We start from the raw sequence: 12,358 nt of genomic DNA, 5'->3' as shown, positions 1-12,358 counted from the left end.
TAAACGGAATCGGGCTAAAGAAAAACGCTTGGAAATGAACGAGACTAGTCGATGCTGCCTTCGCTCAAATCGTCCTCGCCGAGGGTCTCTTCCAAGAGGCCTTCGTTGATCTCGCGGAAGGCGATGGAAAGCGGCTTCTCGTTGTTCTGGTACTCCACCAGCGGGCCGACGTTCTGCAGAAGGCCTTCGTTGAGCTGGGTGAAATAAGAATTGATCTGACGGGCGCGCTTCGCGGCGAAAATCGACAGCGAATACTTGTTGTGCTCGGAATGCTCCATCAACTGGTCGATCGTCGGATCGGCAAGACCGCTCGGTGTAGGCTCGGTGCCAAATGCCATATTGTTTGCTCCCTAAAGAAGAATAAAGCTACTCAAAAGATTTATTATACTCAATACCTATGATATTTCGCTGCTTTCATTGAAAAGAGAAATGAAAAATATACCAGTTGTCGAAAGAATCTTTCTATTCAAAACCCTTAATGCAAAAGCTGGAATCCTAAAGACAACGCGCATACGCAAGCCTTACCGCTTATCCCACTTGCGCAGGTCTTTCAGAGGCTTATATCCGGGCTCATCCGGCCAGAACAACGTCTCGTCGTCATGAATGACATACGGCACCTTGGTTTTCCCTCCCAAACCCACCATCGATGGGGTGATGAAGGTCAGCACGTGGTCATCGCTCCAAGCAGTGAGTTCGCAATCGGTGTTCTGCCATCCCGAGCCGGTCAGGCAACTGGGCTTATTCGCCAAAACCATGGTGCTGGTGTCGACGCCCAGCGCGACACGGCCGTTCTCATGTTGCATATAGCGAACATCCACGTTGATTTTCACATGGTCCATGTTCGGCATGCCGTCCGAATGAAGATAGATGTCTTCGCAATCCGCCGCGACATCCCGTTCTTTTTGCGAATAATTGGACAGCACCGTCTGGTCGTTTTCCAATGTCGCTGTAAGCAGGGCGATATAGGAATCCAACGATTTTCTCACCGCGGGTTCAACGGATATCGTCCGTTCATCTTCCTTGATTTCATGCTGTCGCCACGCCTCTTTGACAACGTCGGCGGCGACAAGCGCCAGGCACAGCACCAATATGACAGCCAGGACGATCCACACCACGCGCAGGAGCTTTTTATACCAGTTTTTCATGCCATCCGCCAATCAATCACACAACGTAATGAAAACCTCTAAAAAAATCGTCCATACGTTTCATCATTTGGTCGCCATTCGACAAACACCGCGCCGATGAACTTATATGGAATTATGCAAATGCGCTCACATAATATCATGACCGGCCGCATGTTCGCCGGTGCCCGAGCACTCTATCGCGCCGCAGGCGTGCCAGGGGAAGACTTGGGCAGGAAACCCATCGTCGCCATCGCCAACTCGTTCTCCGAGTTCGTCCCTGGCCACGTCCACCTCAACAAGGTCGGACGCCTCGTCTCGAAAGCCGTCGAAGAAGCCGGCGGCATCCCCCGCGAGTTCAACACCATCGCCGTCGATGACGGCATCGCCATGGGCCACACCGGCATGCTCTACTCGCTGCCGAGCCGCGACATCATCGCCGACGCCATCGAATACTCCGTCAACGCCCATTGCGCCGACGCCCTGATCTGCATCTCCAATTGCGACAAGATCACCCCCGGCATGCTGATGGCCGCGCTGCGCCTCAACATCCCCACCATCTTCGTCTCCGGCGGCCCAATGGAGGCCGGCGAGACCACACTGTCCAACGGCAAGACCGAAACCACCGACTTGATCGACGTGATGTATGCCTCTGCCGACGACAACGTCTCCGACGAGGATCTGCTCGCCTACGAGAAAACCGTCTGCCCTACCTGCGGCTCCTGCGCCGGCATGTTCACCGCCAACTCGATGAACTGCCTGACCGAAGCGCTTGGCCTGGCCCTGCCCGGCAACGGCACCACGCTAGCCTCGCACGGCTATCGCAAGCAGCTCTTCATCGAAGCCGGCAAGAAGATCGTTGACCTCGCGCACCGTTACTATGACGAGGACGACGAGAGCGTGTTGCCGCGCGCCATCGCCACCAAGCACGCCTTCGAGAACGCCATGACCATGGACGTGGCCATGGGCGGTTCCACCAACACCGTGCTGCACATCCTCGCCGCCGCCCAGAGCGCCGACGTCGACTTCACACTTGACGACATCGAGCGCATCAGCCACACCGTTCCCTGCATCTGCAAGGCCAGCCCCTCCGGCGACTGGGAGATCTCCGACGTGCACCGCGCCGGCGGCATCTGCGGCATCCTGGGCGAGCTCGACCGCGCTGGCAAGCTCCACAAGGACGTGCATTCCGTCGATTATCCTGACCTTGAATCGAAGCTCAACGATTGGGACATCATGCGCCCCACCTGCCTTGCCAAGGCCAAGGAACTTTATCGTGCGGCTCCGGGCCACATCAAGTCCCCCGAACCGTTCATCCAGGAAACGCTTTCCGACTCTCTCGACACCGACCGCGTCAACGGCGCCATCCATGACATCGACCATCCAGCCGTGAAGGAAGGCGGCCTCGCGATTCTGCGCGGCAACCTCGCCCCCGACGGCTGCGTCGTCAAGACCGCAGGCGTGCCCGAGAACATCTGGAAGTTCCGCGGGCCGGCCCACATCGTCGAGTCCCAGGAGCAGGCCGTCGAGGTCATTCTGGGCGACAAGCTCAAGAAGGGCGAGGCGCTGGTCATTCGTTACGAGGGGCCGAAGGGCGGACCGGGCATGCAGGAAATGCTCTACCCCACCTCGTTCGTCAAGGGCAAGGGCATCGGCAAGGATGTCGCACTGATCACCGACGGCCGTTATTCCGGCGGTTCGTCAGGACTGGCCATCGGCCACGTCGCCCCCGAGGCGGCCAACAAGGGTCCGATCGCGCTGATCAAGGATGGCGACATGATCGACATCGACATCCCCAACCGCACCATCAACGTGGAGCTCACCCCCGAGCAATTCGAGGAGCGTCGCAAGGAGCTTGAAGCCGGAGACGGCTACGTCGCCCACCGCGACCGCAAGGTCTCCCTTGCCCTCAAGGCCTACGCCGCCTTCGCTCGCTCCGCCGATAAGGGAGCTACTCGAGACCCCGAGCTGATAAATCAGCTCTCCGGCCTCAAGTAGCCTTCGCGACCTTAGCGGTCGCTCACCTCACCTACGGGGAGTCCACAGGACTCCCCGCTTCACGGTTCGGCCCGAGACCCCGAGCTCATCAATAAGCTCAGCGGTCTTGCGTGATGTGCTGACTGTTTAACAATAAAAAGGCTGATTCATCAAATTGAATCAGCCTTTTTTATTATCTACAACCAAAATCAAAGTACGTCAATATTCATGAATCTGTTTACTCTTTGATGCCGTATTCCTTGGCGATGACGTCCCAGAGCTCGTCGGCGGCGCGGTCGACGGTGTCATTGACGATCTTGACGTCAAACTCGGGCTCAGCGGCCAGCTCTACCTTCGCGGTTTCAAGACGTTTTTTGCGCTGTTCCTCGTTCTCCGTGCCGCGCCCGATCAGACGCTTCACCAGCTCGTCGTAGCTCGGCGGGGCAATGAACACCGAAACGATCTCAAGGTTCAGCTCGGCGGCGCGTTGCTTGACGCGACGGGCGCCCTGCAGATCGATTTCAAGAATCGTGGGAATGTTCTTGGCTAAGTGATCAAGCACCGGCTGCAACGGTGTGCCGTAATGGGCCATGCCATGCACGACGGCCGTCTCGAGGAACCAATTCTGTTTCTCGCGCGCGACGAACTCGTCCTCGCTCATGAACCAGTAGTTTTTCCCGTTGACCTCCCCTGGCCGCGGATCGCGCGTGGTGGCGGACACGGAAACCCAGACCTGCGGATGGTCGCTGAGCAGCTTCGCCTCGACGGTCCCCTTGCCGACGGCCGTGGGCCCGGTCAAAACGATGAGACGGCCCTTATGTGACCGTGTCTCATCGCTGGATGCCGTTAGTCCATCACTGTTCGCTTCTACCGATTCAGACATCATCAATCCCTCTCGTTCTGACTACCAGTGTATCGAGAACGCCGAATCAACAATATCTTCAGCCAGTTCGGTTGACGGGCTCATCACTCTTTCTCACTCTGCGGCCTCTTTGGAAGAGGTACGGATGACATCGATACCGTATTCGGAGTCTGAACAGGCTGCGACACAGAAGGTTGGGACGCATCCGAGACATGAGTAGGTTGAGCAGGTTGGGAAGACTTGGAAACGGCTTGATTCGGTCGTTGAGGATCTGACGATGAAGGCTGCTTCGTATTGGCTTGTTTGCCGGGCACAGGCATAGCACCAATCGGTTCGTTACCCGCAAGCTTGGCACCAGCTGATTTGCTATCCGCAGGCTTCTCACCCGTCGGTTCGTTATCTGCAGCTCCGGCGGCATGTTCCTGGTGTTCAGGCTCGGCGGCAGCGGTCTGTCCGTTATCCGCAGACTCAGTGGCGGACATCGTCGCGGATGAGGACACCAAGCATCCATACTCATCCTGCTTCAGGCCTTGGAACCAGAGATAGGGTTTGCCCCATGGCACCGTCACCGCCACTGCCAGGTCCTTCCACATCTGCTTGGACTTCCCCGACTCATCTGACTTGACCATGGCTTTCATCCATCCCTGAGAAAGCACATACTCAACCGCAAACTGGCAGATTTTGAAGGGGAAGCTTCTTTCCAGACCTGCCTGCTCATACTTCCCGAATTTCCGTTGGTACTGGGAAAGCATGAAACTCTCGAGTTGTTTGCTACCCCTCATTTTGTCATACATATACCCGTCGGTGGCCGCCATCGTCCAACTCAATGTCACCAAAAGAAGGAAGACCGCGACAAACAGCAGCGCAAACAGCGCCAGAAACAGCAGATTCTTGGCACGCAAATCATCCAAATGTCTGTTGAGCGCCTGTGCGCTGATACCGATATCGGAACCGAAGATAAGCTCGTTGGGGTTGTCCTCATACTCGTCAGGGTGGAACACCGAACCCGCGCTATAACCGGCGTATGAACCGGCATCGCTGAAACCGCTTATCAACATGCCGATTATCGAAATCACCAACGGTATCCAAAGCGTCCAGCCATATTTGAGATACAGCAACGGGCGAAGAATCGATGCCCATTCACCGCCCCAAGTGGGACGAACCTGACTGGTGTGATGGGCGACGTAACCACAAACGCATAACACCGCCAGCGCAACGACCAGCAGCAAAATCGCTATTGATTGCATTGTTTCTCCTTCTCTCTACAGCTCACATTTTCGATGGTTCATGGATTATCCGACAATATAGAAAATCGGCCGCCAACCACCGGTAAACGCCCCGCTGAAAACCCACAACCCATAGGCAAGAAGCGCCAAACCAACGATGATTCCCGTGGTATCGCCATCACTGTAAACGAGTAGGGCGATGCCGACCGCCGAGGCGATCAGACCATAAACAACATAAAGGATGATGGCCCCGACGGAATGGTGCTTCTTCTTTGGCGCCCCACTGACGGACTCGTCGCTTTTCTCGGTTTTGGTCTCTTTTGTTGCAGAGGTCTCTTTAGCCGTGGTGGCCGCAGTGGTCACTTTAGGCGTCGTGGCCGTAGTGGCCGTTTGCTTCTCCTTCGCCGCCTTTTCCTCTTTTTCCTGTTGCCGAAGCTGGTAGAGCTGGATGACAAACGCTTTCTTGGAATCATCGTCGATGTCATCCAGGCTTTTGTCGTTCATGACCTTTTGCTCCATCGCAACCAGCTCAGCGGGCAGCTCTGGTTCTGGTTTCGGTATCGGCTCTGATTTCGGTTTCGGCATCGGCATCGAAGGCAACGGCACCGTCAGGTTATCGGTCCCGCCCCTACTCGGCAATGGCGGATTCGTGGTATTGTCCATGATTTTTCCTTTGAATTCTTGATCAATAGTGTTCTATACGGATATGGAGCAAATACCGACACACGGATTATTTCTCACGTTCCAGATTCATCGTGGTGGCGCGGTTGGAAAGCACGATATGGTCATTGTCCTTCAAGGTCACCTTGAGGAACGTCCCACCGCCGGAACGTCCGGTGACTTCCAAATCGTAGGTGCCATCGGCGTTCTTGTTGAGCGTATAGGCGTCTTTGGGGCTACAGACGTTGCAATTGTCCTCTGTAAACGTAATCGTCTGGGAATGTGTCGAACTCCAGTTGTCGGGACCATTGTTCTTCCACGTTCCGAGAATGCTGAAAGACCCGCAGCCACTGAGCATGCTCAGCACGCAGGCCATCACCGCCAGGATCGCCATAAACCTATGCGTGCCTGCATGCCTGCATTGAATATTTCCCTCGGATGCAACGGTTGACATGTCACTATTGGACATCATTGTCCCTCCTCGTCGTTGTTTGTTTCAATAGTCCGAACCTTTTGCGTCTCCTCATCAACCGACCCGTTCAAAGTTCAGTGTTATGTTGCCTTTGGTCAGTGTGATGTGGTCATTGTCCTTAACCTGCACGTTGAACTCGCCGCCGCCACCGAGCAGACCGTTGACGATAAGCTTGTAGGAACCGTCGGATTCCTTCTTCAGCGCATATTTGTCGCTGGGACTCCAAAGATTGCACCTGCCATTGGAACCGAACTGGATGAGCTTGCCCTTTTCGTAAGCCTGGCCATACGTGCCCGGCCCCTCGTTCTCCCACGAGCCCTCGATACTGAATGGCTTCTCGCCACAGCCACCCACCATCATGAGCAGACACGCGAAAATCGCCAGCAACGCGATGACTTTGTTTTGATGTGCGCGAATCTCATTCCGTTCAATAGCGTCTTCGCTGATTATCCGCATAATTACGACCTTTTCCTCTGAATTTCAAAATGGCACCAATGTCAAACTTCAAAACAACGAACTTTGCCGCTTCATCACAGCGAAGTTAGCTATTAGCATAACATGACCGGCGTATAAAAACTCACAGGAATCAGCACGATGATTTTGTCTTTATCTGGGTTCATTCAGAGTTTAAGCGCCATCTCGAATCCAGAAAGAAACAACCGCTGGGAGAATACGTTTTGGCCCCGCTGGCAATGAATGCTGGCGGGGCCAAAACGAGAAGGATGAGACCGAATCACCCGAACGCGACGAGCCTAGACGCTCAACGGCTCGCACGGCTCGCGGATCCGATCATCGCATCATGATACTCACTCTCCGGTGACCGGGTCGACGGCTTCGGCCACAGCCTTGACGTTCTGCGGCTTGAAGTAGATGCGCTCGGGGTTGTTGTAGAACACATCCTCGAGCTCGGACTCGGTGAAGATATCCGTGGCCTCGAGCCAGGTAGCCAAGTTATGGTACGAGTTGAAGGTCGAGGACCACGGCGAATCAGTGCCCCAGAAGATGCGCTTGGCGCCAAGCACCTTCTTGGCCAGAGCGGTATCCTTCTGGCAACGCGGATACGGGAACTCGGTCTCGCCCTCGATGTCCTCGATCGCGGAAAGCTCGACGGAGATGTTCGGATACGGCTCCCACTGACGCAACTCGCATTCCAGACGATTGAGGTGGTCGGCGTTCGGGAAGGACAGATGGCAGACCACAAAGTCAAGCTGCGGGTAACGCTGCGCGAGGTTGGCGATGGCTTCGGGCTGATGGCTCAGCTGCGTGTAGTCGCCATAGTCCACAGTCACCACGAAGCCGGGGTAATCCGAGATGTAGTGGAAGAAGAGACCAAGCCTCGGGTCATTGTCGAGACGGAACGCATGGTGGTAGCCCATCAGGCCGCCTCCCTGGCTGATCTCAAGCTTGACCGCACGGAAGCCGAGGTCGTCGATATGGCGCTTGACCGAGGTCATCGCCTCATCGCTGAACGGGTCAAACGAGAAGGCGCCGATGAAACGATCAGGGTACTTCTTGACCGTCTGATAGGTGTAGTAGTTCTGGAAGGCGTAGAGGCTGCCCTGCAGGAGCACTGCCTTGTTGATGCCGTTGTCGTCCATGACCTTGAGCGCCGATTCGGCGAGGAAGTCATCGTCGCCCCAGCCGTCAGGGATGAGCTTCAGGGGCATGCCGTTGTCCCAGATGGCCTTGCCTTCACCCAGCGGGGTCATGCGGCCTTTGCCGTTGTAACCGGAGACCGAGCGGACCAGATGCAGATGTCCGTCAATTTTTTTCATAATATACTCCTTTGTTATTTGTTTTACTAGTACGTGATCTTTTCATCGCTGCCCGCATATCCGGCGTTCTTTTCGGACATCTTGCGCAGGTAACGCCAAATCTGAGAGCGATACTTACGAAGCAGGAACAGCAAAATCAGATAGACAACCACGCAGGCGCCGATGATGAACGGGTTCTTCGAGATGAATGCCGCGAAGATGAGCGCGTTCAGAGGACGGGCCATGAGGTTGAAGCTGGTGATCAGCACCACGCCAGCGGGGATGGCCGCACCATACTGCGAGACCGCGCCGGTGTAGATGTCGCCGAGCCAGCTGGAGGCGTAAAGGCCGAGGCTGAACCAGACGATGCCGTTGGCGATGACCTTCAGGATGTTGCCGCGGGTGATGGCCACGATGGACTCGACCATGAACGGCAGGGAGATGAGATCGACGATGGGCAGGGTCTTGTTGCCGGGGAGCAGGAAGGCGATGAGCACCATGATCGGGATGAGGATGACGCCGGAGATGATGGTCGCGGGCTCGCCGTAGCCGACACCGTCGTCCACGCCGAGGAACCAGCGCTTCTTGTCATCGATCTCGTCGGCGCTCGCGTCCTCTTCGCCGGCCTTCTTCTTGTGGTTCTGGTCGATCTCGTCGGCCAACGGGGTGAAGGCCTTGGAGAAGACGTTGGTGACCAGCGGGAAGATGGTCATCACTGCGGAGAGCTCGATGGTGAAGGTCAGGATCTGGCCCCATGCCTTGAGGCTCGCCAGGTTCGTGATGTTGGCGATGATGCCGATGATCAGGCCCAGGATGATGCCGAGTGTGGTCGGCTCGCCGAAGACGCCGAGCTTCTTCTTGAAGTACTGCGGGGTCATCTTGACCTTGTTGAAGCCGAGGAGGTTCCACAGCGGGTCGAGGAGGATGGCCGGGACGACCTGCTCGATGTTGTGCAGGGAGGAGACCGTCGCGTTCTTCACGCCGTAGTAATCGGACCAGCGGTCGGCCTGGACTTCGGCCAGCAGCAGGGTGTAGAAGAGCATGAAGAAGGAGAGGCCCAGGGAGAGGGCGAAGTTATGGGTGACGTAGTAGCACAGCGTGCCCCAGATCATGAAGCCGAAGTTGTTCCACAGGTTGGAGGCCATGAAGACCTTGGTGATTCCCAACGCGAAGAGCAGCAGCTCGACAATCAGGCCGAACACGAAGAACGTCAGGCCCACCGGCGAACCGAAGGACGCCAGCGAACCGGCCTGCCAGCCGATGTCGACCACCGGCAGCTTGATGCCGGTGTTGTTGACCATCTGCTTGATGACCTTGGTCACCACGGGGGTGAACGCCTGGATGATCCAGGTGAAGCCGGTCAGACCGACGCCGGCGTAGAACGCGCTCATCATGGCGGTTTTCGGTTTGACCCGCAGGCACAGAGCGACGATGAAGATCATGATCGGGACGACGACGCTGGCCCCGAAGGTCTGGAATATTTGATTTACGGTTTGGAGCATTTCCGCTCACACTTTCCTTTCAAGGTACAGGTCATGCCCCTAAGGACATGTGTACGACGAATTCCTTGAAACTTTCCGGTGCAGTCACTGCACCTCTGTTCGGCATTGAAGGAGTTGGCTTCATCGCCTTCAACTATGCAATCATGACAACTTTATCGATTGCTTGCTTTGGTTTTGCCACCCATGGAATGGCGCTTTGGGGCCCATACCTTCATTCACCAGCGTATGGAGCCCGGCGCCTCCCTCTTGAACGGGGGTTGGAGTCATCATTCAGATGCTGGGCGGTTCGGCTCCAACCCCAGGGACAAGCCCTTCATCACCAGGTTCTGCCATGAGATCCTTCTTTCTCATCGTGGTTCCCTCAGGCGGGACCGCCTGGGGTTTCTCATAAAAAAATCAGTCGACGGGTTCCTGCTGGATGCCGACCTTGCGGAAGATGTCGTCGAAGAAGCTCTTGGCCTTCTTCACTTCGGCGACCGGGTCCGGGGCCTTGTTCGTCCACATCTCGATGGTCATCGCGCCGGTGTAGCCCAGGCGGTGCAGGGTGCGCAGGCATCCCTCGAAGTCGACGGAGCCATCGCCGAACGGCACATCGCGGAACTGGCCCTTGCTGGTCGCGCTCACGGGCTTGCTGTCTTTGAGGTGCACGGAGACGATGTTGTCGATGCCCATCTCGAGCTCCTTGCCAACGTCATTCTCCGGCCAGCCGGAGAGGTTGCCGAGATCAGGGTAGGCCTGCAGCCACGGGCTGTGGATCTGGGTCTTCAGGTAGATGATCTTCTGCAAAGAGTTGAGGAACGGGTCGTCCATGGTCTCGATGTCGAGCATGACCTGCCGGGTCGCCGCGTATTCGACGCCCTTCTTGAGGTTCTCGACGAACCATTCGCGCGATTCGAGGGTCTTGGGCTCGTAATACACGTCGTAGCCGGCCATCTGGATGTTGCGGATGCCGAGGTCATAGGCCAGGTCGATGGCCTTGTAGAGCATCTCGAGGCTGTGCTCACGCACCTTGGGGTCGGCCGAACCCATCGGGAAACGGCGGTGGCCGCTCAGCATGAGCGTATGGATGCGCACACCCGTGTCCCATGCCGCGTTGCGCAGGTCCTCGCGCTGCTCACGCGTCCAGTCCAGGCGGGCCAGGCGTTCGTCGCTTTCGTCCACCGAAAACTCGATGAAATTGAAACCGAGGTCGTGCACCAGCTGCAGGGTCTTGTGCCAAGACTCGACGGCAGGCAATGCCTTTTCGTATATACCCAATGAATTCATCGTGTTCCTTCCTCAGGGGTTGCTTGTAATTTTGACCAGACACCGTTCAGGGCATCCAGCAACGTCTGATAGCGTCCGTACTTCTCGTCGTATTTGCGGTGTTGCACCGCATCAGGCTCGAAGCGCGAATCGACGTGAATCATGTGGTCCGCGGCCTGCTGCAAAGTCGCGTATTCGCCCGTGGCGTATGAAGAAAGCACCGCACCGCCAAGGCCGGTGATCTCATGGCCTTTGATCGTCTCCACCGGCAGGCCGAGGATGTCGGCGAACATCTGCATCCAGGAAGGCGAATTGGCCGCACCGCCGCAGACCCGCAGGGATTCCGGGCGTGTGCTGTCGGAACTGAGCAACTGGTCAATGTGCTGGCGGTGCGCGAAAACCACGCCCTCATAGACCGCACGAATCAGCTGCATGCGCGTGGTCGTGCTTTCCAGGCCCACAAACGAGGCCATGGCATCCGGGTCGCTGTTGCTGCCGTAGAGGAACGGGGTGTAGAGCACCTGCGTGAAGTCGGCGTCCTCGTGCTTGAGGTTCGCTTCCAGACGCTGGTAGTCCTCGTCGCTGTCCTTGCCATCGGGCGAGAGCAGGCGCAGGATCCGGCTGAGGTTGCCCGAGGACGTCGGGCTCGAGGCTTCGACCAGCACGCGGTCCTTCAGGAACAGGGAGTTCATGATGCCTGGCATGCGCGCGGTCGGCGCCTTGGAAAGATAGGTGTTGATGCTCCATGTGCCGGCGATCACCGAATAATGGTTGTGGTCGAGAGCCCCGGAGCCCAAAGTCCCCGCATCGATGTCGAAGAGCCCGCCGGTGACCGGTGTCCCTTCGATGAGACCGGTCTCACGTGCAGCTTCGGCATCGACCTTGTCGACGATATCGGCCGACTCCACCAAGTCAGGAAGCCATTGTGCGGCCTCGGAAATGCCGAAGAAGGCAAGAAGCCTGTCATCGTAGTTGCGGGTCCTCAAATTGATGAGGTTGTTGCCCGAGGCGTCGCCGACCTCCTGGTGGATGCCGCCGGTCAGCAGATAACGCACGAAATCCTTGGCCGACAGGACGCTGCCGATGTTGACGTAGCGCTCGGGATCGTGATCCTTGATCCAGCGCAGCAGCACCGGTGACTGGCTGGCCATGACATGCTGGTGGCTGATCGGGTAGATCTCCTCGATCCGCGTCTCGAAGCTGCGCGCCAGGGCTTTGGCCCGCTCGTCGGTCGACAGAATGCCGTTGCAGAAAATCTGGCCGTTCTTGTCGAGCATGTAAAGGCCCTTGCCATGCCCTACACAAGTGATGCAGGCGATGTCCTTGGGCGCAACCCCGGTCTTGTCGAGAACCTGCCTGATCGCCGCGAAGAGCGAATCGCGCATGCCCTTGAGGTCGATCTCCCTCATCTCAGGCGTGTCCTGGATCCAGGGAGTGTCGAAGACGGAGACCCCGACCTGGGCCCCTTCCCCGTCGAAGATCAACGCGCGGGTGTTGGTCCCGCCGTTGTCAAGAATCAGGAAATAACGTGCGGCCATG

At 57.0% G+C, this 12,358-nt stretch carries 12 protein-coding genes; 1 reads left to right on the top strand and 11 read right to left on the bottom strand.

Annotated elements, in window-relative coordinates:
* Positions 1 to 44: 44 nt before the first annotated feature.
* Positions 45 to 338, bottom strand: coding sequence for a DNA-directed RNA polymerase subunit omega (rpoZ, locus tag OZX73_RS03635; RefSeq protein ID WP_277150744.1), 294 nt, complete (start codon positions 336 to 338; stop codon positions 45 to 47).
* Positions 339 to 521: 183 nt separating this feature from the next.
* The gene (locus OZX73_RS03630) at positions 522 to 1,145 is read right to left on the bottom strand and encodes a hypothetical protein (protein ID WP_277150742.1); all 624 of its coding nucleotides are present in this window, start codon (positions 1,143 to 1,145) and stop codon (positions 522 to 524) included.
* Between the two features lie 114 nt (positions 1,146 to 1,259).
* On the opposite strand from OZX73_RS03630, the gene ilvD reads away from it, so the two are divergent.
* Positions 1,260 to 3,119: a dihydroxy-acid dehydratase gene (ilvD, locus tag OZX73_RS03625; RefSeq protein ID WP_277150740.1), complete on the top strand. Its 1,860-nt coding sequence runs from the start codon at positions 1,260 to 1,262 to the stop codon at positions 3,117 to 3,119.
* A 217-nt stretch (positions 3,120 to 3,336) separates the two neighbouring features.
* Here ilvD and gmk read toward each other — a convergent pair whose 3' ends face one another.
* The 9 genes from gmk to OZX73_RS03580 form a co-directional block, all read right to left on the bottom strand.
* Entirely contained in the window at positions 3,337 to 3,981 is a 645-nt protein-coding gene (gene gmk / locus OZX73_RS03620; protein WP_277150912.1) for a guanylate kinase, read from the bottom strand.
* An 83-nt stretch (positions 3,982 to 4,064) separates the two neighbouring features.
* The gene (locus OZX73_RS03615; protein ID WP_277150738.1) at positions 4,065 to 5,207 is read right to left on the bottom strand and encodes a hypothetical protein; all 1,143 of its coding nucleotides are present in this window, start codon (positions 5,205 to 5,207) and stop codon (positions 4,065 to 4,067) included.
* A gap of 45 nt (positions 5,208 to 5,252) precedes the next feature.
* Positions 5,253 to 5,849, bottom strand: coding sequence for a hypothetical protein (locus OZX73_RS03610; RefSeq protein ID WP_277150736.1), 597 nt, complete (start codon positions 5,847 to 5,849; stop codon positions 5,253 to 5,255).
* 67 nt (positions 5,850 to 5,916) lie between these two features.
* Positions 5,917 to 6,240 (bottom strand): hypothetical protein, encoded by a 324-nt coding sequence (locus tag OZX73_RS03605; RefSeq protein WP_277150734.1) that lies wholly within the window; start codon positions 6,238 to 6,240, stop codon positions 5,917 to 5,919.
* Between the two features lie 132 nt (positions 6,241 to 6,372).
* Entirely contained in the window at positions 6,373 to 6,774 is a 402-nt protein-coding gene (locus OZX73_RS03600) for a hypothetical protein (RefSeq protein ID WP_277150732.1), read from the bottom strand.
* A gap of 350 nt (positions 6,775 to 7,124) precedes the next feature.
* Positions 7,125 to 8,093 carry an amidohydrolase family protein gene (locus OZX73_RS03595; protein WP_277150730.1) on the bottom strand — a complete coding sequence of 323 codons (969 nt, stop codon included), beginning with the start codon at positions 8,091 to 8,093 and terminating at the stop codon, positions 7,125 to 7,127.
* Between the two features lie 26 nt (positions 8,094 to 8,119).
* Positions 8,120 to 9,574, bottom strand: a complete 1,455-nt coding sequence (locus OZX73_RS03590; protein ID WP_277150728.1) for a PTS transporter subunit IIC — start codon at positions 9,572 to 9,574, stop codon at positions 8,120 to 8,122.
* Positions 9,575 to 9,970: 396 nt separating this feature from the next.
* A complete protein-coding gene (locus OZX73_RS03585; protein ID WP_277150726.1) occupies positions 9,971 to 10,840 on the bottom strand; it encodes an L-ribulose-5-phosphate 3-epimerase in 870 nt (289 codons plus the stop codon).
* Positions 10,837 to 12,357, bottom strand: coding sequence for an FGGY-family carbohydrate kinase (locus OZX73_RS03580; RefSeq protein WP_277150724.1), 1,521 nt, complete (start codon positions 12,355 to 12,357; stop codon positions 10,837 to 10,839). The genes OZX73_RS03585 and OZX73_RS03580 overlap by 4 nt, the downstream gene beginning before the upstream one ends.
* Position 12,358 lies beyond the last annotated feature (1 nt).

Source organism: Bifidobacterium sp. ESL0775 (assembly GCF_029395475.1).
Classification (GTDB): Bacteria; Actinomycetota; Actinomycetes; order Actinomycetales; family Bifidobacteriaceae; genus Bifidobacterium.
Note: the sequence above shows the minus strand (reverse complement) of the source record. Positions and strands in the feature narration are given on the sequence as shown.